Consider the following 22,119-nt stretch of genomic DNA (forward strand, 5'->3'; position numbering starts at 1 on the left):
ACGGCTTAGAGCCGGTGGCCGTGATGACGCTCGCGCCACGTCGGCTTTCCCACGCCGAGCACGAGCACCTGCTTCACTCCGAGCTGCGCACCCGCCTTCACCGACTGGGTGTTCACCTCCCAGTTCGATGCCACCAGCACCACCACATGGTTTCCGTCATCCGCCTGCAGCTCGATGCGGCTTTTGGGCACACCGAGCTTCTCCAGCTGGTCCTCGGCCTTCTCGGCGTTCTTCCCCGCCAGATCGGGCATCGTCACCGCACCTGTAGCGACCGGCGTGGGTGCTCCCTTCCTGAAAGCGCCGCACCCGACCAGCGCCAGCACCACCGCGAGTATGAGCCCCCCGCCGCGGATGTACTTCCTCATGCTCTGCTCCCAGGCTTTGCGGTTCCGCCCTGCGGTTTCACCTGCGCAGAAAGATCCTAAAGGGTGTTGCGCAAGGCCGTGAGCTTGGCATCTCCGTTGAACGGCTGGGGCTTTAAGGGCCGGCCCCGCTTCGGTGCCCGGGCCCCTGGGTGCTGCCCCACGGCATGGGGCGGCACCCGGCGCCGTACACGGGGAGAACTGCTCGAAGACGTCATGGAGTTCACAAGGACTTCGGCGCCGTCCTCACCCGCGGCCAGGCCTTCATCGCCGGCTACGACAAAGCCCTCACCACCAACCTCGCCTTCGACGGCCCCGGAACCTACCGGATCCCCATCCATGCCCGAGGCCGCCTCGACAGCAAGCATGCCGCCCCGCCCTGCCGGCCCCGGCCCGCCAAGACCAGCCCTCCTGCCCCCGAGGCCTACCTCGTCCAGGTCTGGAAAGCCCCCACCGCCCCCGCACAGACCCACAAAAGCAGCGGCCGTCCCACTGCCCCCGCAGCCGACTACACGGGTCGCAGGACGAGTGGCCGCAGCTCCTGCTCGCCGTCGACAACCGGCTAGGCGGCCCCGTGCCGTCCCGATCTGGGCCAGGGCCTGAACCTCACCGAACTTTGCTCTGTGAAGGAGGAGTTGACCGCATCCGGAGCGGCCCTGTCCCACTCGGTGCTCGCCCGACATGGGCGCCCCGCTGCGCGCCGGAGCCATCGTGAAGTACGCCACCGAGCACCAGATGGAGCACTATCTGATGCCTGTCATCCGGGGCGAGCGCGCCTGCTGCTTCTCCCTCACCGAGGACGACGCCGGCTCCGACGTACGGCGGATGACCGCCACCGCCACCCCGGACGGCGACAGTTACGTCCTCACCGGCAAGAAGGTGTTCAGCTCCGTCGCCCCCGTCGCGGACTTCGCGATCGTCGTGGCCCGCATGGCCGGCACCGAGGAGGCGTACAGCGCCTTCCTCGTCGACCTGGACACCCCCGGCTGTACGGTCCTGGACGGCGAAGTCCCCGTGTCCGGCCAGCAGTTGGAAGGCGACCTCGTCTTCGACAACTGCCGGATCCCGGCCGCGGACCTCCTCGGCGAGATCGGCCAGGGCCTGCGCATCGGCATCGGACGCATCACCCTCAACCGGCTCCTGCACTGCCCGTCCCTGATCGGCGCCGCCCGCCGCGCCTGGGACCTGTCCCTCACGTACGCGACGAACCGCGTCGCCTTCGGTCAGCTGCTCCCCGCCCACCAGGCCATCCACCACAAGATCGCCGAGATGGCCACCGACATCTACGCCGCCCGTTCCATGGTCCTGGCGACAGCGGCCAGGGCCGACCGGGGCGAGAACGTCTCGGTCGAGGCGAACATGTGCAAGCTGTTCGCGTCGGAGGCGTGCTTCCGGGTCGCCGACCAGGCCGTCCAGATCCACGGCAAGGCCGGGCTGACCCGCGGCAACGAGGTCGAGCAGATCTTCCGCTTGGCGGTGCGGTCCGGGAGTGTCAACTCAACGGCTGATCCCGGTTGTTGAGTGGTCAGCGGCGGTTCGGGCCCAGCCGGCCGTCGACGGCGATCTGGAAGGCGTTCAGCGGCGTCTTCCAGCGCATGGTCCACCTGCGTCGGCCCTTGCCGGTCGGGTCCCGGCTCATCAGCGCGAGGTAGACGCATCCGAGTCCGGCTACTTGCGCAGATGGAGGCTGCGGGCGAGTGAGGCGCGGGCGTCGTGCAGGTCGGGACGGCGTTCCCGGCGGAGGCCAGGCGCTTGAAGCGGTGTAGCTGGAGGAAGCACCAGGGCGCACGGGCGAGCAGCGGGGTCAGGACGCGCTGCCGCCGGAGTACCAGCGCATCCTCACGATCGTGCGCGACGCGGGCGGGCCGGCCCGGGTGGCGGCAGGCTGCCACCCGGCACCGGCCCCCGGACGGGAGTCCGGGGGCCGGTGCATGCCGCCCGCCAGGGCCGTTTCGCCCGGGGTCAGCCGATCTGTGCGCCGTATGCCTGGAGGGCGGCGGGAACGGGCTGGAAGAAGGTCTGGCCGCCGTTGGTGCAGTCGCCGCTGCCGCCGGAGGTGAGGCCGAGGGCGCTGTCGCCGTCGAAGAGGGCGCCGCCGCTGTCGCCGGGCTCGGCGCAGACGTCGGTCTGGATCAGTCCGCTGACGGTGCCTTCCTGGTAGTTGATGCTGGCGTTCAGTGCGGTGACGGTGCCGCCGTGGACCTGGGTGGTGCTGCCGCTGCGCTGCACCTTCTCGCCGACGACGGCGTCCGCTGCCTTGGTGATCTTCTGGGTGCTGCCGTTGTAGAGGTCGACCTCGCTGGGGTGGTCGGTGTTGCCCGTGTACTTGACGATCGCGTAGTCGTTGCCCGGGAACGTGGACTGCTCGGTGGTCGCGATCGTCTGGCCGCCTTGCTGGTCGGACCAGTCCTTGATGTCGTTGCCGCAGTGGCCGGCGGTCAGGAAGTACGGGTGGCCGTCCTTGACCACGTTGAAGCCGAGCGAGCAGCGGGCGCTGCTGCCCCAGATCGCGTCACCGCCGGCAATGAAAGGCTTGAACTCACTCTTGGTGCGGTGGAGTTCGACGGTGTCGCCGAGGCTCTTGGCAACCTTGGTGAGCCGGTCCAGCTTGGCGCCGGTCACCGTGCGGTCGGCCGTCACCACGACCTTGTCGGCCCTGGGGTCCATGGCCCAGGCGGTGCCGGGGATGGTCGCCTTGGCCTTCAGGGTCTGCCGGGCCGCATCGAGCTGCGCCGTCGAGTGGCGGACGATCCTGGCTTCGGCGCCCTTGGCCCGGACAGCCGTGGCGGACGCCTCGTCCACGACGTTGACGACCAGTTTCTGGGTCCTGGCGTCGTAGTACGCGCCAGCCGCACCAGTCGTGAGCTGGGATGCCAGGGTGGTTGCGGCGGCCGGGGAGAGTCTGGCCGCCGAGGATGTGGGGGCGGCCTGGGCGTTGGTGAGGGTGAGAGTCGCGGTGGCGGCGAGCGCGAGCGCGCCCGTGCCGGCCAGCATCGTACGGCGGTGACGTATGCGGTGGTGCTTCAACTGAGTGCCTCTCGTGGGGGATGGGCCCTGACTGTGGGGAGTCATGCGGGCCCGGGAGGAGGTGTGACATGCCTGGCACGGAGGAGCCGGCCCGCATCAGCGGGATGTCACGTCCATGCCAAGGGCCTCAGTATTCGCACCCGCTCCACCCGTACACAAGGCCGGACCGGCATCCCATGCACGGAAGTTCACGTCTGCAGCACACTTCATTCACGCCGCTATCCGTCCACCCGGCCCCGGAGTACGGACAGCGGAGGACATCCGTCGAGGCCGACGCCGCCGACGCCGCCAGCTCCCGACGCCGAACTCGCCGTCCGAAGGCCGACCGGGCGGCATCCCCCCGCAACTGTGCTGCGGGATTCAGGAAGTGGCCGGTGGCAGCGGCACGACCGGGATGCCGGTGAGATGTCGCTGCGGTCCCGGGAAACTCCACCCTCTTGGTATTGGCGTGGGCAATGCCGATGTGTGTCGCTCTGTGCGGCATGAACTTCCCCGCAGACCACCAGCCGGTGGTGAAGCGAATCTGGCAGTGGCGACGCGGAGCGTCGCGGATTCAGGTCCGGCGGCGCCGGACACTGCGCACCGGCCCGTGGCGCACGCCGCATCGTGACGGGCGAGCAGTCCCAGGAGGGCTACTGCACCGCCGACCACGACAAGACCTTCGACCTCATCGACCGCACCTGCGGGCCCTCACCGACACCGGCCGCCGAACCGTCCGCACGGCGGCCGGGCTGCACCCGCCGGCGGACGTGCGGGCGGTTCGGCCCAAGGACCGCGTTGCTCAGCCGGGCTCCTCAGCGTTGCTATGGCGTAGACGTCTATCCAAGGAAGTCTGGTCATGCCCCGTCCTGCTCATATCGCCATGGTCGGCACGCCTCTGGTCGGCCATGTGCTGGCCGGCCTGGAGATCATCCGTGAGCTGGTGGCCCGTGGTCATCGCGTGACGTACGCCAATGCCGGCCCCGTCGCCGAGCTGATCACCCCCACTGGCGCCGAATTGGTCGGCATCACCTCCACTCTTCCGGTCGCCGACCGCTGGCCGCAGGATCCCATCGCCTCCGCCTCCCTCTTCCTCGACGAGGCGATGGCCGCGCTGCCACAACTGCGCGCCGTGTACGACGACGATCCCGCCGATCTCTACCTCTACGACGTCGGCGCGTACGCGGGCCGCGCGCTGGCCGAGGAGCAGGGCCGCGGCCTCGTCCAGCTGGCCGCGACGCACGTGGCCTGGGAGGGCGCCCAGGAGGAGATCGGCGCGGCGTTCGCCCAGCTGCCGGGAGGTCCCGCACACCGAGCGCGGTTCGCGGCCTGGCTGACCCGGTGCGGCGCGGTGACCACGAACGTGGAGGAATTCACCGGCCACCCGCGGCGAGTGCTGGCCATGATCCCGCGCGCCCTGCAGCCACATGCGGAGCGTGTCGACACCGAGGCGGTGACGTTCGTCGGACCGTGCTTCGGCGCCCGCCGGGAGCAGGACGGCTGGACGCGGCCGGCTGGTGCGAAGAAGGTGCTGCTGGTGTCGCTGGCCGGCTCGGCCTGCCACGGACCGCAGGAGATCTACCACCACTGCGTGGCGGCGTTCGCGGATCTCCCGGGGTGGCACGTGGTGCTGCAGACGGACAGGGGCAGCGAGTTGGCCGAGCGGGTTCCTCGTAACTTCGAAGTACGGCCGTGGGCGGCGCCGTTGACGATTCTTGAGCAGGCTGACGTGTGGGTGACGCACACCGGGATGGGCAGCAGCAGCCAGGGCCTGTACGCCGGTGTGCCGATGATCGCGGTACCGAGCGGGCCGGACGAGTGCCTCCATGCCGACCGGCTCGTCGAACTGGGGGTCGCCCGCCGGATCGACACCGCGGACGTCACGGCGGCGGCGCTGCGTACCGCCCTGATGGAACTCATCGGCGATCCACAGGTCGCCGCGCGCTCGGCATGGCTGTGGTCCGAGGTACGCGCCGAGGGCGGCACCCGCCGGGCCGCAGACCTGATCGAGAAGCAGATGGCAGGGGACGCAGGGGACAGGGTGGGCTGACAGTGCGGGACAAGTACATCAAGGGCGCCGCCGCTTCTGGTGACCGGCCTACCTGCCGCCGACCGGCACGGCAGAACAGCTCACGGTGAACTCCGGCAATGTCTGGGCCTGGCCGGGCACGCACCTCACACACGCCCGGCCCTTCCCCCACCCCGGCGAAGGGCGGCGGCCTGGCGGCCCTTGGCGAGGGGGCAGCCTGGAGAGCTGCTGCAGGCCCTGCGCGCATCAGGCCTGCCCGACGAGGAGGTCCCGGCGCGATACCACCGCACCGTGATCCTCCTCGCCGCCCTGATCGCCTCCGAGGCCGGTATCAGCACCCTCACCCCCAGGGAGCACGAACAGGGCATGGAGCAGTTCCGCGTCGCGGTGCCCGGCGCCGGCCCCGAACGCTTCCCCGCCCTGGCCCACTTCGCCCGCGACGTCCGCCCCCTGGGAGCCGACCGCCGCGCCGCATTCGAAGAAGTCCTCGCCGCCCAACTCGCCTCCCTCGAGGCCCAGATCCCCTGACGCGCCGGATCGCGCATGCCGTGCGGTCGGATCGCGCCGCTGCCCCAGGCCCGGTTGCCGGAGGCCGGGCGCAGGGGCAGCGGCCGAGGAAGTCGATGTGGCCGTACCGGAGCGAGGAGAGCCGGGCGGCCGTTCAGGCCGAGCCTGCCCGGGCGCCTGCCGGCTGGGCAGTGGGCACACAGGGCGCGGGGCGGGGGCCGGGGCCCCGGCCCCCGCCACGGCGCCGTCCAGGTCTTCGTCAGCGGCCTCGCGCTGGCCGGCATCGACCCCAACTACCAAGTCCTCGCAGCCGGCATCCTTCTGATCGCGGCTGTCTCCGTCGGCCAGTGGATCCGGAGTGTGGAGTCGTGACCACCGCCACCGCCCCCGTCCTCGAGGCCAAGGGCCTGGTCAGGCTCTTCGGCAAGGTCGTCGGCCTGAACGACGTCGACCTCACCCTCCACCCCGGCGAGGTCCTCGCCGTCATCGGCGACAACGGCGCCGGCAAGTCCACCCTGATCAAGTGCCTGTCCGGGGCCCTCGTCCCCGACCAGGGCCGCCTCTTCGTCCATGGCAAGGAGGTCCACTTCAAGCGGCCCCAGGACGCCCGCGAAGCAGGCATCGAGACGGTCTACCAGACCCTGGCCGTCGTCCCCGCGCTCGACATCGCCAGCAACCTGTTCCTCGCCCGGGAAGTCCGCCGCAAAGGCGTGCTCGGCTCGGTGTTCCGCATGCTCGACACCGGCGAGATGAAGAAGCAGGCCGCCGACCACATCAAACGGCTGGGCATCGGCACCCTGCAGAACATCAACCAGGCCGTGGAAACCCTCTCCGGTGGCCAGCGCCAGTGCGTGGCCGTCGCCCGCACGGCGGCCTTCGCAGGCCGCGTCGTCATCCTCGACGAGCCCACCGCCGCCCTCGGCGTCCGCGAGACCGGACAGGTCCTCAAACTCGTGCGCGACCTGCGCGACCAGGGCCTCGGCATCATCTTGATCAGCCACAACATGCCCAACGTCTTCGCGCCGCGAGTTCACCTTCGGGGTCGGGCACCGGGCTCCGGGAACCTGAGGCGGCCGGTCGTCCACGGCTGCCCCGATGAGCTGTGCCAGGGAGCACGTGGCTCGTAGGGAACCACCGACCGCTGCCTCGCCGGCGCCCTTGGGCCGGGTGCGCTGCAGCAGCGCACCCCGAACGGACCCTCCGGATCGTGGCGTCCGGGGAAGCCGGGAGCGCGGGAGCGAGCCGTGGAGCCGGCTGGACGGCGCTGCTCACGGTGTGGTCGTGGGGACGGTTGCCCGTCCGTCGCCCGGGCCCGGCTCGGCGGTGCCGTCCGGGGTCGTTCTCGTTCGGGTGTAGAGGACTTCGCGGCCTTGTTCCGCGGCGCGGATGAGGTTCTCGCTGACGAAGTCGAGGAAGCGGGCGGCGTTTTCGAGGCGGGTGGCGGCTGGGGTGCCCTGGCCGAGGACGCGGGTGCCCTGCCGTGCGGTTTCGATGAACTCGTCGTTGGCGCGGGCGCTGCGGACCATGGACTGGTACCACAGGTCGTCGTCGACGACGTAGCGCTCGCGGCGGCGTTCGTCGCGTTCGCGGCGGACGAGGTCCAAGCCTTCCAGGAAGGTGATGGCCTTGGAGACGGAGGCGGGGCTGACCGCCAGACGCTGGGCGAGTTCGGAAGCGGTGAGACTGCCGGCGTCGGTGGTGTAGAGGCAGCCCAGGACCCGCGCCATCATCTTGGGCAGGCCCGAAACCATGAAGACGGTGGTGAGCCTCTCCTGGTAGTCGCGCACGGCTTCGGGGTCGCGTCCGTGGGGCTGCTCGAGCGCCTGTGCCCCCCGGGGCGCGGCCTGCGGGCGCCGGCGGGTGCGCTGCTGGGTGGCGCGGTGGGCGAGGTCCGCGCGGTAGGCGGTGGGGCCGCCGTTGCGCATCACCTCACGGGTGATCGTGGAGGTGGGTCGGTCAAGACGCCGGGCGATCTCGGCGTAGGCGAGGTTGTCGGCCAGCCCTGCCGCGATCTGCTGACGTTCAGCCTGTGTGAGTCTGCCTCCCGGCATCCCGGCCCCCTTTCGTGTCCACGGGTGCTCCGCGGTGCTGCTCGGTGTTGCCTGACGCATCCACCATAGCGTTCACCGTCATCCTATTGCAACGAACTGATGCACGGTCATTGCGTTAAACGAGAGAATGTTGCAACGATTATAGCGCTTTCACCAGCGTAGATGCATCTTTGATGCAAAGAAGTTGTTGCCCTTACCTGGAAAGCAACGTAGCTTTCCTTCTGTCGGAAACAACAGCGAGCACAGGAGAGCACGATGCAGAAGTTCGACACCCCCGCCCCGGTCTCCGCGGTCCTCGACCTCCCCGCCGGCCGCATCCAGCTCATCGCCGCCGACCGGAGCGACACCACCGTCGAGGTGAAGCCCGCCAGCTCGTCCAAGAGCCGTGACGTGAAGGCGGCGGAGCAGACCGAAGTCGCTTACGCCGACGGCGTCCTGCGGATCAGCGCCGCCGAGCCCCAGAACCAGCTCTTCGGCCCCTCCGGCTCGGTGGAGGTCACCGTCAAGCTGCCCGCCGGCTCCCGCGTCGAGGCCAGGACCGACGCCTGCGAGCTGCGCGGTGTCGGCCGCCTCGGCGACGTCGTCTTCGACGGCGCGTACCGCCACATCAAGATCGACGAGGCCGCGAGCCTCCGCCTCACCGCGGTCGACGGCGACGTCGAGGTCGGCCGGCTGGGCGGCCCCGCACAGATCAGCACCGCACGCGGCGACATCCAGATCGCCGAGGCCGTGCGCGGCACGGTCCAACTGACCACCCAGTCCGGCGACATCACCGTCACCGCCGCCGCCGGCGTATCGGCCACCCTGGACGCCGGCACCGCCTCCGGCCGCATCAGCAACGCCCTGAAGAACGACGGCACCGCCGAACTCGACATCCGCGCCACCACCTCCCACGGCGACATCACCGCCCGCAGCCTCTGAAGGAACAGAACCAGAACTGCCCGGCCGGGGCCACCGCGATCGAGCCCCACTCGGTCGTCGCCGAGGCCCCGGCCTTCCGTCCCGAGGTCCCCGCGATCCGCGTGCAGGGCCCGGCGAGTCGTACCAGACGCTCTTACGCGAATCAGGGGGAACACATGACGAAGAACAGCACTTCCTCGAGCGGTTCCAAGTGGGCCGGCATGGTGCCGGTCGACGATACGGCCCTGGCCGTGACCGACACCGGCGGTCCCGGCATCCCGGTGGTCTACCTCAACGGCCAGTTCGCCACCCAGGGCTACTGGCGGCGGGTCGTCGCCGAACTGGGGCCCAGATGGCGGCACATCACCTACGACGAGCGGGCCCGCGGCAGATCGAAGCGCTCGGCCGACTATTCCTTCGAGGCCGCCGTCCGGGACGTCGACGCCGTCCTGGCGGCCAGGGGAGTGGACCGGGCTCTTATGGTGGGCTGGTCCTACGGAGCGGTCGTCGCGGCGCACTGGGCCGGCCGCAATCCCGAACGTGCCCTGGGCGCGGTCCTGGTCGACGGCGCGTTCCCCTACGACTGGCTGGATGAGGCCATGGAGCAGCGGATCCGCACGCTCTTCCGCCGACTGGGCTGGTTCATGCCGCTGCTCCGCCCGACGGGCCTGGCCCCGCGGATGACCGCCGAACAGCAGGCGGACAGCAACATCGAACTCGGCAGGCTCTCCCGCGAGAGCGAGCTGGGCCCCGTGCTGGACGGCATCACCGTCCCGGTACGGTATGTGGTCGCATCGGGGACGTCCTTCGGAAGCCGCGGTGACGAACAGGAACGCATACGCACCAGCCTCGACGCGGTGACCGCCCGCAACCCGCACATCCGCATCAGCGCGAAGGTCACCGGCAACCACGGGGCCATCCTCAAGAAGGACTTCCCGGCCGTCGCCGAGGCCGTACGCGAGGTCGCCGCCCTCGGCCAAGAGCGGCACTGAAGCCGCAACCGGGCACAACGAACCGCCGGTGACGGTTCCTGATCACGCGTCTAGAGCAGTCCGAGGTCGCCGAGTTCCTTGTGGAGGTCGGCGCGCGGGTGGCCGGAGCGCACCTGGACGTTGCCGTGCGTGGCCGGCCCCGGTCCCTGGCGGGAGCCTGTCCCTGCGTCGGTCCGCGAGCGCCGGTCTCGGAAGACCCAGGCTCCCGCCAGGCCGCCGATGAGCCCTCCCGCGTGTGCCGGCCAGCTCACTCCCGGCGTCCCGGGGACGGCCACGGTGAGCAGGTAGGCGAAGGAGGCCGCCATGACCACACCGATCAGCGTGTCGACCAGGTGCCGGTCGAACAGTCCGCGCACGACGGCGTAGCTGAAGTATCCGAAGATCAGACCGCTGGCGCCGACCGTATCCACGTCGCCTCGTTCGAAAAACCACACCGCGAGCCCGCTGGTCACGCCGACCAGCAGGCTCAGGCCGAGAAAGCGGGCCACCCCTCGGTAGGCGGCGAGGAAGCCGAAGACGAACAGTGGCCCGGAGCTGCTCTCGATGTGTGCCCAGCTCCAGTGCAGCAAGGGCGCGACGAGGATGCCGGGCAGCGTGCCGATGTCGCCCGACCTGACCGGCTCTGACGTCTCGCACGGCGTCCAGCGCCCTGTGCCGCACGCCGGGGCTGACTGGAATCGTGGGATTGCACCCATCCTTTTGAACGCGTTCAACTCTTCGGTCTAGGCTCATCCGGGACGAAGGAGGGGTAGCCGGTGAAGATTGTGATTCCTGGGGGTACCGGACAGGTCGGCGCGGTCCTGAAGCGCGCGCTGGACGCCGCCGGCCACGAGGTCGTGATTCTCACCAGACGCCCCAGGCGCGAGGGCGCGGTCCGATGGGACGGTCAGACCCTGGGGCCATGGACGGCGGCGGTGGACGGCAGTGATGTCGTGATCAATCTGGCCGGACGCACCGTGAGTTGCCGATACACGGCGGCCAACCTGCGCGAGATGATGGACTCCCGGGTCGACTCCACCCGGGTCGTGGGCGCCGCGATCGCGGGAGCTGCCCGACCGCCCCGGGTCTGGCTGCAGATGAGCACCGCCACGGTGTACGCGCACCGCTTCGACGCGCCCAACGACGAGGCCACCGGTGTGATCGGCGGTACCGAACCGGGCGTGCCGGACTACTGGGCGTACAGCGTCGAGATCGCCAAGGCGTGGGAGCAGGCTCAGCAGCAGGCCGAAACGCCGGCCACGCGCAAGGTCGCTCTGCGCTCGGCCATGGTGATGAGCCCGGACCCCGGTGGGGTCTTCGCCGTCCTGCTGGGACTGGCCCGCCTGGGTCTCGGCGGCCCGGTCGCCGGTGGAGCGCAGTACATGTCGTGGATCCACGAACACGACTTCGTGCGCGCAGTGGAGTTCTTGATCGACCGGGAGGACATCGCAGGGCCGGTGAACCTGGCGGCTCCCCATCCTCTGCCGCAGCGCGCATTCATGCGCACCCTGCGCTCCGCGTGGGGTGTACCGGTGGGTCTCCCCGCAACCAAGTGGATGGCCGAGGTCGGCGCGTTCGCTCTGCGTTCCGACACCGAACTGCTGCTGAAGAGCCGCCGTGTCGTCCCGGGCCGACTGACGCAGGCAGGCTTCGACTTTCAGTACGCACAGTGGCCGCGGGCCGCGGATGAGCTGGTGCGCAGGGTGCGCAAACGGGTCGAAGGCGGTTCCGCGGCACGCCGGTGAACGGAGCCGTAACGGCGGCCGGTCTGGCCGCCCCGTTTGGTGCCCTGGCCAGGCTCGGTCCACGCCCACCGCCTGGCGGTTGCTCGCCGAACACCGAGGGGGCAGTACTCGCCTCGCTGCGAGCGGCCCGCGCCTCAGCCCGGGAAGTCGCCTGGAGGCAGGCCGCCGAGACCGGCCAGCGCATACCCGCCGTCCAGGCCGGCTGGCTGCGCACCGGTGACGTCGCGCGGACGGACCACGACGGCTACGCGTACATCGTCGACCGGGTCAAGGATTCAGGCTGCTGACGGTCGGCGATGGCGCGGCGGACATCGGCCTCGCGTGCGAAGGCGGCGAACCGAGCAAGGCCCTCCGGCGTGCGCAGCCACGTCGCCGGATCCGCCGTGCGGCACCCCACCAACTCCGGTAGCGCGGCCTGCTGGTGGGCCTGGGCGGCGGCGGCCCCCTGCACCGCAGCGAGGGCGGTGTCCCGGTCCGGGTGGTCGGCAGCGCACGGGGCGGCCGCCACCCGGGCCGGCTCACCCCGGTGGCGGGCCAGGCTCACCGGAGAATAGATCAGCCGGGTGCATGTCTGCGGTGAGGTTACGGCACCGCCAGAACCCGAGTCAGGCGGTCTGCTGGATGAGGTGGTCGATGACGTCGTGGTGCTTGTGGCGCAGGCGGTAGGCGGCTCGTTGGCGGTCGGCTCCGTTGCCTTGCCCGGCGAGGCGTTGGCGGATGGTGCGGACGCTGTCGGCGTCGCCGGGGGCCAGGGCGGGCAGGGCGGTGTTCCACAGCTGCTCCAGGAGGCGGCCGGCGGGCTGAAGCCGGCCGGAGGACAGGTGGATGCTCTGGCCCTTCACGCCGTCGCGGGCGGCGCGCCAGTACGCCGCGCGCAGCATCTCCGCCTCCGGCCGCGGCCCGCCCTGTCCGTCGCGTACGGCGCCGAGGGCCGCGGCGGTGAGGCCCTTGACGGCGGCGGCCAGGAGGAGGGTGTCGTCGGGTGTGGGGGCGGCGTCGGCGACGCGGATTTCCAAAGTCGGCACGTGGTGGGAGGGGCGGATGTCCCAGTAGACGCCGGCGCGGTCCAGGAGGGTGTGGCTGGTGATGAGCCGGCCGACGAGGTCTTCGTAGTGGGCGGCGGACTCGAAGTAGGGCGGGGGCCCGGCCACGGGCCAGCGCTGCCAGGCCAGGGTGCGCCAGCTGTCGTAGCCGGTGTCCTGGCCGTCCCAGTAGGGGGAGTTACCGCTCAAGGCGATCAGTGCGGGCAGGTGGGGCCGCAGGTGGTTGCTGACGGCGAGAGCAGTACCGAGGTCGGGGATCTCCACGTGGATGTGGCAGGCGCACACGGTCTGTTCGTGATCGAGTGCGCGGAAGGTGGCCAGGCTCTGTGCGTAGCGCTGTCCGGATGTGAGCGGCGGGGAGTGCTCTGGCCCAGGACGGGTGTGCCGCTGGAGATGATGCGCAGTCCCAGGCGGGCGGCGGCGCGTGCGACGGCACGCCGGGTGTGGCGCACGTCCTCGCCGAGGGCGGCGAGGCTGGTGTGGGGGTGGGTGCGGACCTCGACTTGATAGCGGGTCAGTTCGGTGGTGACCCTGGCACCGAGTTCTGTGGCCGCTTCGGCGACGACCTTGTCCGCCCGGGCGCTGAGCTGCCGGGAGACCGGGTCCACCACCAGGTACTCCTCCTCCACCCCCACCCGCACTGGGGGCGTGCCGCCGTGAGAGGAAGACGGGGCGCGGGCCGCGGGGGACGGTGCGGGGGAGGACGTCCACGTCTCACTCTTCATAGCAACCATTGTGTCACTTACGGTAATCATGTTGGAGGTGTCGGCTGGAAGGAACCCCTATGCGGCAGCACACCCGTGTCCTGGTCATCGGCGGCGGTCCGGCAGGATCGACCGCCGCCGCGCTCCTGGCCCGCCAGGGAACCGACGTGACGCTCCTCGAACGCGACCGCTTCCCCCGCTACCACGTCGGCGAATCGCTCCTGCCGTCCCTCCTGCCGCTCCTGGACGTCCTCGGCGCGCGCGAGACGGTCGAGGCGCACGGCTTCGTCCGCAAGACCGGCGCGTTCTACGACTGGGGCGGCCAGAAATGGTCCCTCGGCTTCGACGAGCCCGGCAGGCCTGCCGCCTACAGCTTCCAGGTCATCCGCAGCGAGTTCGACGACCTGCTCCTGACCCACGCCCGCCACGAGGGCGCCGAAGTCCACGAAGGCGTCACCGTCCGCCGCATCCTCTTCGAAGACGGCCGCCCCTCCACCGCCCTGTGGCGCGACCGCAACGGCCGCCACGGCCGCACCGCTTTCGACCACCTCATCGACGCCTCGGGCCGCGCCGGCGTCCTGGCCGCCCGCCAGCTGCGCAACCGGCGCTTGCACGATGTGTTCCGCAACGTCGCCGCCTGGGGCTACTGGCGCGGCGCCGAACCCCTGCCGAACGCCCCCGAGGGCGCCATCGGCGTGTTCTCCCTGCCCCGACACGGCTGGCTGTGGGCCATCCCCCTGCACGACCACACGCTCAGCGTCGGCCTCGTCACCGACAAAACGTCCTTCAACACCGCCCGCCGCACCCACGGCTCCACCGTGGCCGTCTACCACCGGGCCCTCGCCCAGCAACCACTGCTGAGCACCCTCCTGGACCAGGCGCATCTGGCCACCGGCCTGAAAGTGGAAAGCGACTACTCCTACGTCAGCCGCGAATTCTGCGGCCCCGGCTACTTCCTGACCGGCGACGCCGCCTGCTTCCTCGACCCCCTGCTGTCCACCGGCGTCCACCTCGCCATGTACAGCGCCACCCTCGCCGCGGCCTGTCTGGCCACCATCCTGGCCGGCGACATCGACGAGGAACACGCCCGCCGCTTCTACCACAGCGCCTACCGGCACGCCTACGAAAGACTCCTCATCCTCGTCAGCGCCTTCTACCGCATCCACGACGGCCGCGACTCCTACTTCCGCACCGCCCAGACCCTCAGCCACCGCGACCAACAGCACCTGCGCCTGCACGAGTCCTTCCTCAACATCATCACCGGCACCGACGACCTCCACGACAGCCGCCACAGCCTCCTCGACCGCCTCCACACCACCCTCACCCAGCCCCGCCCCGGACACAGCCCCCACGGTCTGGGCGGCCACGCCACCAGCGACATGCTGCCCCTGCCCACCCGCCCCGACCGGCCCACCGACGGCCTCTACCTCGACCTCCACCCACACCCCCGTCTACGCCCTGCACTTTGACCGGCCCCACTCCGCTCCCCGTGCAGCACAGCGGAGTTGAGTGAATACCGGCAGTCCGCTGATCGTTCCCGATGGCCCAGTGGACGGCCTGTCGGTCCCTCCCCTCCCATCCCCGACGGGGACCGGCGGCCACCGTGACGACGAACGATGCCCCGACGATGACGACGCGCGGCACAGCTCCCCGCCCCGGCGCCCTGGTGGACACTCCTGCGCTGCACCCGGACAAGTCGAGCCACCGCCAGTCCGCCGGCAGCTCCTGCTGGTGCAGCGCCACCCTCGACCCGCCGTTCCCCATGCGGCCGGGCACGGACGGCACGAACCTGCAGGCGTGCGAGCCCTGCGCCGGCATGTACGGCGTCGCGGTGGCCGAGGTACGCGTGAGCGCCGTCGAGGAGGTCCCGGCCGCTGGCCCGTGGCCGGGTGGAACACCCGGCCTGGTCGCGGACGATGAGGGCAGCGCGTGGGCGATCGACGCCGTGCAGCGCCGCCGGAGGCGGCGGGCCCACCACCATTGCCGGGTCCGGCCGGTGGTGGGTGACGAACACCGGCCCCCAGCCGCCGGCCGCGCAGCAGCCGCGGCAGGAGCTGGGTATGGAACGCGCGCACGTGGTCGGTGCCTCGATGGGCGGAATGATCGATTCGGCCTGGTGGGGCCGGTCGGCTCATGGCGCCGCGTGCCTAACTGGCCCGCGGGATGCGTGAGTTCCGCCGCCGTGTGACCGGAGGTGATCGCTGTGGAGAAGCTGGAGAACATCGGCACCGAGGACGTCTACGAGCCGCCGCTGCTGGCCGAGGTCGGGAAGTACACCGAGGTGACCCAGGGCTACATCGGGGACTGGCCTGACATGCCGGTCGGCCTGTGGCCCTGATGGCCCGACGGGTGCCGGCCCTGGCCGCAAGGACCAGGACCGGCCCCCCGCCCGCTACGACGAAGCCCTGCGCGCCCGCCAGGACGTCACGGCCGTCAGCACCCTGTGCGCGGGCCGCTACTGCCTCCAACGCTCCCTGGCCACCACCCTGCTGTGCCGGATGCGCGGGCACTGGCCCCTGTGGTGCAGCGGGGTACGCACCTCACCGTTCGGGGCGCACGCCTGGGTGGAAGCCGAGGGCAGGCCCGTCGGCGAACCGAACGACACCGCCACCTACCGGGCGGTGATCGCCGTACCGGCGCAGCCGCAGACCGGAGACTGACAGTGGTCGAGCCACGGCGGCGGAGGCCGCGGGGCCCCATGGGCCGTCTCTCCCAACGTCCCGGGCCAAGGGCTGCCTTGCGCGTGTCGTCGGAGCAGGTGTTCTGCGGGCCTTCGGCTGATGTCAGTTCGAGTCGGCCTCCGGGGCGGCCAGGGCTGGCGCGGTGAGGGGGAGAAGGCCAGGTTCGGCTTCGGTGAGGACACTGCGGTTGACCAGGCGTTTCAGCTCGGCGCGCATGCCTTCGGTGTACCGCGGTCCGGTGCCGGTGCCGAGGATGCGGCAGATCTCCCTGGCGCGCAGCCCGTCCCCGTTATGCTCGCAGAGGGCCAGACGAACACGGAGTGGCCAGGTGACCAGGGGCCAGGACGGCCCGGCCGCGCCGTCGGCGGTGGCTGCTGCGCTGTTCGGGCTCTGCGGTTGAGGAGGCACCACTTGTCGGCTTCCTCGTATGCGTCGTAGAGCCCGAAGCCCGTGGAGGCGGCGGGGCTGGTGTCGTCGTCGGGGAGGCCGTCGAGGTCGTCGGTGCTGTCTTGCTCGTCCCCTTCCGTCGGGCCGTCGGCGGGCTGGCCGCTGTCGGGTTCCCGGTGGCGGGCTGTGGGGAGGGGGAGTGCTGTGGCGCGGGCCAGGAGGGCCTGTCCGGTTTCGGCGGCGTGGCCGTGCGGGCCGGCGTGCCGGGGACGTGGCACCTCAACGGCCCGCAGATCCTGCGGCATGCCAGGAGCGGGGCGGTCGGCAGGCGAGGGCGTCGATGAGGCGGCCGGCGAGACCGGGCCTGCTGCCGGTGGATGGGGCAGGGGGGCGGGTTCGACGGCGAGGGGCTTGATCAGGCGCCCGGGGAAACGAGTCGGCTCGGATCACCGAGGCTCTCCCTGATGGTCCTGCGGATTGTGTGCAAACGTGAACGGACGACCGCTCTGTCCGGCCCCGGCCTGAGCCGACCCCCATCCGGAAAGTGGGCGGGGCCCTCCGTGGGGGAGGACCCCCCCTTTCGGCGCTCGCCGACAACGGTCGCGGCGCCCCAGTACGGCGCCGGCGTCGGGTGACGCTGTACTCAACTTCCCTTGCCCTGGCATGAAATCGAGGTCGTCACCGGTAAGGCGGAATCGGGTGCATGAGTCGTTTGTGCGGGGCCGGGCCGGAGATCTTCATCCCCGTGCGGTCGGCGCTTCTCGGGCTGTCCTGCCGACTGGCGCCGCCGATTCGAGAGCACTGTCCCGTGGGAGGGTTACATGCGTATCCGTACTGTCGTTGCGGCCTGCACTCTGGCTACGGCCGCCATGATGGGAGGCTCAGGCGTCGCCTTCGCAGATTCCGGCGCCGAGGGCGCAGCGGTGGGCTCGCCCGGCGTCGTCTCCGGCAATGTGATCCAGGTGCCGATCCAGCTTCCGATCAACCTGTGCGGCAACGCCATCGACATCGTCGGACTGCTGAACCCGACGTTCGGCAACACCTGCGTCAACAGCTGACGCGGAGCGCTCGGACCCGCGTGCCCGGTGAGACGGTAACTGACCGCCGGGCACGCCCCGGAGGCTGCAGAGAGCATTGACCGGTAGGCGTTGTCCGGCTCGGGTAGTGATGCGGCGCGACCGGCTCAGGCGAGGAGGACGTCATGGAGGAGGCTGATCTGCACGCGTTGGACCTCTCGCAGGTGCGGTGGGAGAAGTCGTCGTTCTGTCTCGCCGACGGGGACCGCGTCGAGGTGGCGCATCTGCCCGGTGGGGCGGTCGCGCTGCGCGACTCCAAGAACCCCCACCGTGAGGCGCTGCGCTTCACGGCAGTTGAGTGGTCCGCGTTCCGCAGGAGCGTCCTGGCGGGTCGGCTGGGGCTGAAAACCTGGCGCGGCCAGGTGTAGGGCGCCGCACACCGGCCGGCAGACGTGGGCCCTGCCGGCATGTTGCAAGAGCCGGCCTCACTATGGTTCTCCGCGGCCGTACCGGGCGGGTCGGGAGCGGTCCGGTGGGGGCCGGCGTGTCCAGGCGCTGGCGGGGACGGCCCTCATGGCTTCGGCTGCGTGAAGCAGATACTGGTGCCGAAGGGGTCGCGCAAGGCGCAGTCGATTCCGTAGGGACGCTCGGTGGGCTCCTCGGCGAACTCCACGCGCGCAGCGTCTCGTACGTCTTCTGGCAGTCGTCGGTGCTGAAGATGAGCGAGCCGCCCATCGCGCCCTTGGTGATCAGCTCGCAAACCTGCTGCGCCGTCTCCTCGCACAGCGCCGGAGGGCCCGGCCGCTCCAGCAGGATCTGGCGGTCGGGGTGAGCGGGGATGCTGACCGTCAGCCACCGCAGGAAGCCCAGGCCGACGTCGGCGTTGACCTCCAGGCCGAGCTTGCCGACGTAGAAGTCCGGGGCCTCGTTCTGGTCGAGGACGTAGATCTGCCAATGCGTGATGGCGTTGAACATGTGCGTCACGCCAGTGGGCGGGCCGGAGGAAAACCTATCCAAAACTGCTCAGCCGACGGACGGCGCCGGTGACGCGGACGGTCAGGCCTTCGGCCGAGGCCACGCCATCGTGAAGCACGTCGGTACGTCCGTGGCCGCCGCTTCCTTGCGGTACGCCCGCGGCGAGCGGCCGACGGCGGCGCGGAAGGTGCGGCTGAAGGTTCCCGGGCCGGCGAAGCCGACCGCGAAGCAGATCGTCCGTCACGCTGTGGTCGGTCTCCCGCAGCAGGAACATCGAAACACTCCACCCGGCGACGCTGCGGGTAGCGGTGGGGAGTCTCGCCCAACGTGGCCCGCAAGGTGCGCGTGCAGTGCGCCTTGGACACATGGGCGATCCCGGCCAGGGCCGAGATGTCCAGCGGCTGCGCGTAGGCGCGGTCCATCGTGTCCCGTGCCCGCAGCATGCGGCGATTGATCCCTTTCACGGCGCGGCTCAGAGCGCCATCACACCGCGCCACGCCGCCGTTGCCCGCATCCTCGACCTGACCCCGGCCACCGGGTGGGGCTTCGGCATCGACGCCGCCGACGGCCTGGTCGGCATCATCAAGGCCCACTGCCGTACTGCGACGGGCGCGCCGGTCGGGTGAGGCTGCGCGACGGCCGCTGTCCGCGGGTTCGCTCCGGCTCTGTTCGCCGCCGGCATCAAGGCGATGGAGGCTAAGCATCATCTTGACGACCTGGCCTCCGGCCAGGTCCTGGTGAAGGGGCCCGTCCGGAGCCGGCGGCATGGTCGGGTACCGGATCCCGGGCTCCGCTGTCAGCGATGACCCGCTGAAACAGGACGTGGCACGACTTCTCACCGAGTGCGGACGGCCCGCCGCCCCAAGAGCGGCGGGCCGTCCGGGCAGGAGGCAGCGGTCGTCAGCCAGCCTTGGCAGGCCCGCCGGCTCGGGCCCGGGTGCCGGCGCGGCGTTACTGTAGAAGCCGGTGCCGGGTGGAGCAGCGGATCGGGACGGTAGCGCGGCGGGCGCTCGGCACCGGCGGCAGCGCCGGCCACCAGCCGTGAGCGGTTGTACGCGAGTTCCGCCGTCACCCCGGTCCGCGCGGGCCGGCCGGCCCGGCGACCACCCCGGTCCACCGGGCGACGATCACGCCGATCAGAGTGCCCATGACGGACGGCGCCGAAGGCGACTGTCAGCGGTTGGTCCCCAGGACGGGTCGCGGCGGACGGGCGCAGGCGGCGCCGGCCGCGAGCATCGCGACGGCGACGGCCAGGAGCAGGATCACCAGCAGGGCCATGGTGGACATGCGGGGTTTCCCTCTCGGGGGTCGGGCACCCCGGACTGCCTTGGGTGCGGGCCGTCGGCGGTGGGGGAGCGCGAGCACTCCGCGTGGGTCCATCTCATGGCGATGCCACGGCGCAAGACCCTTGTGATCTGCCACCGCTGTCATGAAGACATCGACGCGTGACGTCCCACCGCACCGCTGCGGAAGTGATCACTGGAGAGCCGGAGGCCTGGACACCGGGCCCGTCCGGTTCGGGAAGGGGCCGTCGGAAAAGGGGACCTCAGCCTGAGGCACCTCGTCGGCGGCCTGCTTCTGACCCTCGGCAGCCGGTAGATTCGTCGCACCGGAACTGGGACGGAGAGGCTGCTGGGGTGCTTACGCTGACGGAGATTGCTGAAAACCCCCTGTGCCTGACGCGCCGTCTGAAAGCTCATGGCGGTCCGGACGTCATCTTCCGGCCCCTGACAAACGCCGACACAGGGCACTTGGCCGGGTTCCTCGAGGCTCTGTCCTGCGAATCGAGGAGGTTCAGCACGTTCGACGGGTACGACCTCGCGACCGCCCAGGAGCTGTGTGACGCGATCGCACGCTACGACAAGCTCAGGCTGGTGCTCGAGGAAGCACCGTCCAGCAGGATCGTCGGCCTGCTCGAATTCAGCCTCGCTCTGACTCCCGAGGACATCGCCCGCTACCAGGACGCGGGCATCCACCTTGCCGAGACGACTGACTGCCGCTTCGGCCCCACTCTGGCTGACGACTACCAGGGCCGGGGCGTCGGAACGCTCATCTCCCCGCTTATCACGGAGGTCGTACGGCTGCTTGGCAGGACCAGGATCATCCTGTGGGGCGGCGTCCGCGCTGACAATCCTCGTGCCATCCGCTACTACGAGAAGAACGGCTTCCAACCGGCCGGCTTCTTCACCGAGGCGGACGGCTCTGTGTCACTTGACATGATGCTGGACCTGCGACCCCTGCCGGATCCGGCAGGGCCCTGACCACACAGCCACTCGCAGGAGCGTCGGCCGACCCTCCGCAATCCGGCTGGCGACGCGCAACAGGAGCCGCCCAGCAGACCGGTCGCATCCCGCACCCCGGGCGATTCACGCGGCCACCGCCTCGGCCCGCCCGACGAGCTGCCCGCGTTCGAAGCGGGCTCCGGCGCACACGAGCGGGACGAGGCGCGCGCCGTTGACGGCCCGCCACCGGGCCTGTGCCGACTCGACAAGCTCGAACACCATCGCGAGCCCGGCGGCGCGGGAGCCGGCGCCCTCGGTGACCTTGGTGCGGAGCCGGACGGTGGCGAAGGCCGACTCGACCGGGGTGGCTGCTTGGCAGGTGGATCCAGTGCTCGGCCGGGCAGTCGTAGAACTCCGGCAGCACGTCTCCGTAGAGCCTGGCGAAGGTCTGGTTGGCCCGCTCGGCGTGCGCGCGGGCCTCGGCGTTGCAGACGTCCCGGATCGCCTTCTTCGCCGCCGCTGACGCTCGGAGGGGGCCTTGCTGGTGTGCGAAGTCGTGTGCCGAGCCGCCGCCGGCCACGTCACGGGCGGATCCACGTCCGGGCGAGTTCGGCGACCCAGGCGCCCGCCGTGCCCGGACCCGGCGGGGGCGCGCCGACGACGACGAGTTCGGTGACGCCCGCAGCAGCCAGCGCGGGGAGGTCCTCGGGGGTGCCGTCGCCCAGCGCGACGGCGACCGTGAGCTCGTCCAAGGCGCGGCCGCGGCGGGCGCACTCGTGGGCGAGGACGGCGATCCGGGCGGGCACGTCGGCCGCCGGGACGTTGAAGCCGTACCAGCCGTCGGCGAGCGCGGCTGCGCGGCGCAGGGCGGCGTCGCTGTTGCCGCCGAACACGACCGGGAGCCGGCCGCCGCGCAACGGCTTGGGGTTGACCCGGATGGCCTCGAAGCGGGTGAACTCCCCCGCGAAGGAGGCCGGGTCCTCGGCCCAGAGGGTGCGCATCGCGGCGAGGTACTCCTCCGTGCGCCGCCCGCGCCCGGCGAAGGGGACCCGCAGCGCCGCGAACTCCTCGGCCGACCAGCCGACCCCTACCCCGAGACTGAACCGTCCGGCACAGAGCACGTCGAGTGTGGCGGCCTGTTTGGCGACGACGACCGGGTTGTGCTCGGGCAGCAGGAGCACGCCGGTGGCGAGCTCGATGCGGCTGGTGACCGCTGCCGCGAAGCTCAGGGCGAGCAGCGGGTCCAGCCAGTCGGCGTCCGCGGGCACGGCGATCCGGCCGTCCGCGGAGTAGGGGTAGCGGGAGGCGGGCGCGTCCACGAGCACCACGTGCTCGCCGCACCAGAGTCTCGCGAAGCCGTGCGCCTCCGCGGCCGTGGCCACCGCCCGGATGACCTCGGGACGGGCACCGTCACCGATACCGAGCACGTGCAACCCCACTCGCATCGCCCACCTCCTGGCGGCACCGTAAGCGGGCGGCGCGCCCGCGCCGGGACGGCATGGCCGATCGAGGGGCGGATC

At 70.9% G+C, this 22,119-nt stretch carries 22 protein-coding genes and 7 pseudogenes; 16 read left to right on the forward strand and 13 right to left on the reverse strand.

Annotation, left to right across the window (positions count from 1 at the left end; all coding sequences use genetic code 11):
• Positions 1 to 5 precede the first annotated feature (5 nt).
• Positions 6 to 365, reverse strand: a complete 360-nt coding sequence (locus ACZ60X_RS42730) for a PASTA domain-containing protein (RefSeq protein WP_469611045.1) — start codon at positions 363 to 365, stop codon at positions 6 to 8.
• Positions 366 to 529: 164 nt separating this feature from the next.
• Here ACZ60X_RS42730 and ACZ60X_RS42735 point away from each other — a divergent pair, with 164 nt between their 5' ends.
• The gene (locus ACZ60X_RS42735; protein WP_469611047.1) at positions 530 to 928 is read left to right on the forward strand and encodes a hypothetical protein; all 399 of its coding nucleotides are present in this window, start codon (positions 530 to 532) and stop codon (positions 926 to 928) included.
• A 115-nt stretch (positions 929 to 1,043) separates the two neighbouring features.
• Positions 1,044 to 1,883 carry an acyl-CoA dehydrogenase gene (locus tag ACZ60X_RS42740; RefSeq protein WP_469611049.1) on the forward strand — a complete coding sequence of 280 codons (840 nt, stop codon included), beginning with the start codon at positions 1,044 to 1,046 and terminating at the stop codon, positions 1,881 to 1,883.
• 4 nt (positions 1,884 to 1,887) lie between these two features.
• On the opposite strand, the pseudogene ACZ60X_RS42745 reads toward ACZ60X_RS42740, so the two are convergent.
• Positions 1,888 to 2,031: pseudogene (locus ACZ60X_RS42745) on the reverse strand (IS256 family transposase); the annotation flags it as partial.
• 293 nt (positions 2,032 to 2,324) lie between these two features.
• Positions 2,325 to 3,389 carry a S1 family peptidase gene (locus tag ACZ60X_RS42750; RefSeq protein WP_469611051.1) on the reverse strand — a complete coding sequence of 355 codons (1,065 nt, stop codon included), beginning with the start codon at positions 3,387 to 3,389 and terminating at the stop codon, positions 2,325 to 2,327.
• 588 nt (positions 3,390 to 3,977) lie between these two features.
• Here ACZ60X_RS42750 and ACZ60X_RS42755 point away from each other — a divergent pair.
• From ACZ60X_RS42755 to ACZ60X_RS42770, 4 genes and pseudogenes are all read left to right on the forward strand, one after another.
• Positions 3,978 to 4,073, forward strand: a pseudogene (locus tag ACZ60X_RS42755) (ribonuclease); the annotation flags it as partial.
• Positions 4,074 to 4,227: 154 nt separating this feature from the next.
• Positions 4,228 to 5,418, forward strand: a complete 1,191-nt coding sequence (locus ACZ60X_RS42760; protein WP_469611053.1) for a macrolide family glycosyltransferase — start codon at positions 4,228 to 4,230, stop codon at positions 5,416 to 5,418.
• A 201-nt stretch (positions 5,419 to 5,619) separates the two neighbouring features.
• Positions 5,620 to 5,925, forward strand: a pseudogene (locus ACZ60X_RS42765) (TetR/AcrR family transcriptional regulator); the annotation flags it as partial.
• A gap of 347 nt (positions 5,926 to 6,272) precedes the next feature.
• On the forward strand, positions 6,273 to 7,031 hold the full coding sequence (locus ACZ60X_RS42770) for an ATP-binding cassette domain-containing protein (protein WP_469611055.1): 759 nt from the start codon (positions 6,273 to 6,275) through the stop codon (positions 7,029 to 7,031).
• Positions 7,032 to 7,172: 141 nt separating this feature from the next.
• Here the strand turns inward: ACZ60X_RS42770 and ACZ60X_RS42775 are convergent, their stop codons facing one another.
• A complete protein-coding gene (locus ACZ60X_RS42775) occupies positions 7,173 to 7,955 on the reverse strand; it encodes a GbsR/MarR family transcriptional regulator (RefSeq protein ID WP_469611057.1) in 783 nt (260 codons plus the stop codon).
• Positions 7,956 to 8,210: 255 nt separating this feature from the next.
• On the opposite strand from ACZ60X_RS42775, the gene ACZ60X_RS42780 reads away from it, so the two are divergent.
• Complete coding sequence (locus ACZ60X_RS42780; RefSeq protein WP_469611059.1) at positions 8,211 to 8,876, forward strand: DUF4097 family beta strand repeat-containing protein; 666 nt, start codon at positions 8,211 to 8,213, stop codon at positions 8,874 to 8,876.
• A gap of 155 nt (positions 8,877 to 9,031) precedes the next feature.
• Positions 9,032 to 9,847, forward strand: a complete 816-nt coding sequence (locus tag ACZ60X_RS42785) for an alpha/beta fold hydrolase (RefSeq protein WP_469611061.1) — start codon at positions 9,032 to 9,034, stop codon at positions 9,845 to 9,847.
• Between the two features lie 50 nt (positions 9,848 to 9,897).
• Here ACZ60X_RS42785 and ACZ60X_RS42790 read toward each other — a convergent pair whose 3' ends face one another.
• Positions 9,898 to 10,416 carry a rhomboid family intramembrane serine protease gene (locus ACZ60X_RS42790; protein ID WP_469611063.1) on the reverse strand — a complete coding sequence of 173 codons (519 nt, stop codon included), beginning with the start codon at positions 10,414 to 10,416 and terminating at the stop codon, positions 9,898 to 9,900.
• A gap of 186 nt (positions 10,417 to 10,602) precedes the next feature.
• Between ACZ60X_RS42790 and ACZ60X_RS42795 the strand changes: the two genes are divergently transcribed.
• Positions 10,603 to 11,571, forward strand: coding sequence for a TIGR01777 family oxidoreductase (locus ACZ60X_RS42795; protein ID WP_469611065.1), 969 nt, complete (start codon positions 10,603 to 10,605; stop codon positions 11,569 to 11,571).
• Positions 11,572 to 11,815: 244 nt separating this feature from the next.
• On the opposite strand, the gene ACZ60X_RS42800 is transcribed toward ACZ60X_RS42795, so the two are convergent.
• The 3 genes and pseudogenes from ACZ60X_RS42800 to ACZ60X_RS42810 form a co-directional block, all read right to left on the reverse strand.
• Positions 11,816 to 12,115 (reverse strand): hypothetical protein, encoded by a 300-nt coding sequence (locus ACZ60X_RS42800; protein WP_469611067.1) that lies wholly within the window; start codon positions 12,113 to 12,115, stop codon positions 11,816 to 11,818.
• A 61-nt stretch (positions 12,116 to 12,176) separates the two neighbouring features.
• Entirely contained in the window at positions 12,177 to 12,935 is a 759-nt protein-coding gene (locus ACZ60X_RS42805; protein ID WP_469611098.1) for a carboxylate-amine ligase, read from the reverse strand.
• A gap of 119 nt (positions 12,936 to 13,054) precedes the next feature.
• Positions 13,055 to 13,369, reverse strand: a pseudogene (locus tag ACZ60X_RS42810) (glutamate-cysteine ligase family protein); the annotation flags it as partial.
• A gap of 29 nt (positions 13,370 to 13,398) precedes the next feature.
• On the opposite strand from ACZ60X_RS42810, the gene ACZ60X_RS42815 reads away from it, so the two are divergent.
• From ACZ60X_RS42815 to ACZ60X_RS42825, 3 genes are all read left to right on the forward strand, one after another.
• Complete coding sequence (locus ACZ60X_RS42815) at positions 13,399 to 14,787, forward strand: NAD(P)/FAD-dependent oxidoreductase (RefSeq protein WP_469611069.1); 1,389 nt, start codon at positions 13,399 to 13,401, stop codon at positions 14,785 to 14,787.
• A 734-nt stretch (positions 14,788 to 15,521) separates the two neighbouring features.
• On the forward strand, positions 15,522 to 15,656 hold the full coding sequence (locus ACZ60X_RS42820) for a lasso RiPP family leader peptide-containing protein (protein ID WP_469611071.1): 135 nt from the start codon (positions 15,522 to 15,524) through the stop codon (positions 15,654 to 15,656).
• Complete coding sequence (locus ACZ60X_RS42825) at positions 15,628 to 15,978, forward strand: lasso peptide biosynthesis B2 protein (RefSeq protein WP_469611100.1); 351 nt, start codon at positions 15,628 to 15,630, stop codon at positions 15,976 to 15,978. The genes ACZ60X_RS42820 and ACZ60X_RS42825 overlap by 29 nt, the downstream gene beginning before the upstream one ends.
• A gap of 123 nt (positions 15,979 to 16,101) precedes the next feature.
• On the opposite strand, the gene ACZ60X_RS42830 is transcribed toward ACZ60X_RS42825, so the two are convergent.
• Positions 16,102 to 16,410 carry a hypothetical protein gene (locus ACZ60X_RS42830; RefSeq protein ID WP_469611074.1) on the reverse strand — a complete coding sequence of 103 codons (309 nt, stop codon included), beginning with the start codon at positions 16,408 to 16,410 and terminating at the stop codon, positions 16,102 to 16,104.
• A 797-nt stretch (positions 16,411 to 17,207) separates the two neighbouring features.
• Between ACZ60X_RS42830 and ACZ60X_RS42835 the strand changes: the two genes are divergently transcribed.
• Entirely contained in the window at positions 17,208 to 17,444 is a 237-nt protein-coding gene (locus tag ACZ60X_RS42835) for a chaplin (protein ID WP_469611076.1), read from the forward strand.
• A gap of 143 nt (positions 17,445 to 17,587) precedes the next feature.
• Positions 17,588 to 17,830, forward strand: a complete 243-nt coding sequence (locus ACZ60X_RS42840; protein ID WP_469611078.1) for a DUF397 domain-containing protein — start codon at positions 17,588 to 17,590, stop codon at positions 17,828 to 17,830.
• A gap of 143 nt (positions 17,831 to 17,973) precedes the next feature.
• Here ACZ60X_RS42840 and ACZ60X_RS42845 read toward each other — a convergent pair.
• Together ACZ60X_RS42845 and ACZ60X_RS42850 are read right to left on the reverse strand one after the other, a co-directional pair.
• Positions 17,974 to 18,377, reverse strand: a pseudogene (locus tag ACZ60X_RS42845) (VOC family protein).
• Between the two features lie 81 nt (positions 18,378 to 18,458).
• A pseudogene (locus tag ACZ60X_RS42850) lies at positions 18,459 to 18,820 on the reverse strand (helix-turn-helix domain-containing protein).
• On the opposite strand from ACZ60X_RS42850, the gene ACZ60X_RS42855 reads away from it, so the two are divergent.
• Positions 18,743 to 19,003, forward strand: coding sequence for a hypothetical protein (locus tag ACZ60X_RS42855; RefSeq protein ID WP_469611102.1), 261 nt, complete (start codon positions 18,743 to 18,745; stop codon positions 19,001 to 19,003). The pseudogene ACZ60X_RS42850 and the gene ACZ60X_RS42855 overlap by 78 nt on opposite strands.
• A gap of 1,011 nt (positions 19,004 to 20,014) precedes the next feature.
• Positions 20,015 to 20,638 carry a GNAT family N-acetyltransferase gene (locus ACZ60X_RS42860; RefSeq protein WP_469611080.1) on the forward strand — a complete coding sequence of 208 codons (624 nt, stop codon included), beginning with the start codon at positions 20,015 to 20,017 and terminating at the stop codon, positions 20,636 to 20,638.
• A 105-nt stretch (positions 20,639 to 20,743) separates the two neighbouring features.
• Here the strand turns inward: ACZ60X_RS42860 and ACZ60X_RS42865 are convergent.
• Both ACZ60X_RS42865 and ACZ60X_RS42870 read right to left on the reverse strand, forming a co-directional pair.
• Positions 20,744 to 21,134: pseudogene (locus ACZ60X_RS42865) on the reverse strand (IS256 family transposase); the annotation flags it as partial.
• Positions 21,135 to 21,180: 46 nt separating this feature from the next.
• A complete protein-coding gene (locus ACZ60X_RS42870) occupies positions 21,181 to 22,044 on the reverse strand; it encodes an LLM class F420-dependent oxidoreductase (protein WP_469611082.1) in 864 nt (287 codons plus the stop codon).
• Positions 22,045 to 22,119: the final 75 nt, after the last annotated feature.

It is taken from the genome of Streptomyces sp. NPDC104106, from assembly GCF_055584345.1.

Bases quoted from the DNA above. Each gene is read 5' to 3' on its own strand.
- ACZ60X_RS42730 (WP_469611045.1), bottom strand. From the start codon at position 365: ATGAGGAAGTACATCCGCGGCGGGGGGCTCATACTCGCGGTGGTGCTG.
- ACZ60X_RS42735 (WP_469611047.1), top strand. From the start codon at position 530: ATGGGGCGGCACCCGGCGCCGTACACGGGGAGAACTGCTCGAAGACGT.
- ACZ60X_RS42740 (WP_469611049.1), top strand. From the start codon at position 1,044: ATGGGCGCCCCGCTGCGCGCCGGAGCCATCGTGAAGTACGCCACCGAG.
- ACZ60X_RS42760 (WP_469611053.1), top strand. From the start codon at position 4,228: ATGCCCCGTCCTGCTCATATCGCCATGGTCGGCACGCCTCTGGTCGGC.
- ACZ60X_RS42775 (WP_469611057.1), bottom strand. From the start codon at position 7,955: ATGCCGGGAGGCAGACTCACACAGGCTGAACGTCAGCAGATCGCGGCA.
- ACZ60X_RS42780 (WP_469611059.1), top strand. From the start codon at position 8,211: ATGCAGAAGTTCGACACCCCCGCCCCGGTCTCCGCGGTCCTCGACCTC.
- ACZ60X_RS42785 (WP_469611061.1), top strand. From the start codon at position 9,032: ATGACGAAGAACAGCACTTCCTCGAGCGGTTCCAAGTGGGCCGGCATG.
- ACZ60X_RS42815 (WP_469611069.1), top strand. From the start codon at position 13,399: ATGCGGCAGCACACCCGTGTCCTGGTCATCGGCGGCGGTCCGGCAGGA.
- ACZ60X_RS42835 (WP_469611076.1), top strand. From the start codon at position 17,208: ATGCGTATCCGTACTGTCGTTGCGGCCTGCACTCTGGCTACGGCCGCC.
- ACZ60X_RS42840 (WP_469611078.1), top strand. From the start codon at position 17,588: ATGGAGGAGGCTGATCTGCACGCGTTGGACCTCTCGCAGGTGCGGTGG.
- ACZ60X_RS42855 (WP_469611102.1), top strand. From the start codon at position 18,743: ATGGGCGATCCCGGCCAGGGCCGAGATGTCCAGCGGCTGCGCGTAGGC.
- ACZ60X_RS42870 (WP_469611082.1), bottom strand. From the start codon at position 22,044: ATGCGAGTGGGGTTGCACGTGCTCGGTATCGGTGACGGTGCCCGTCCC.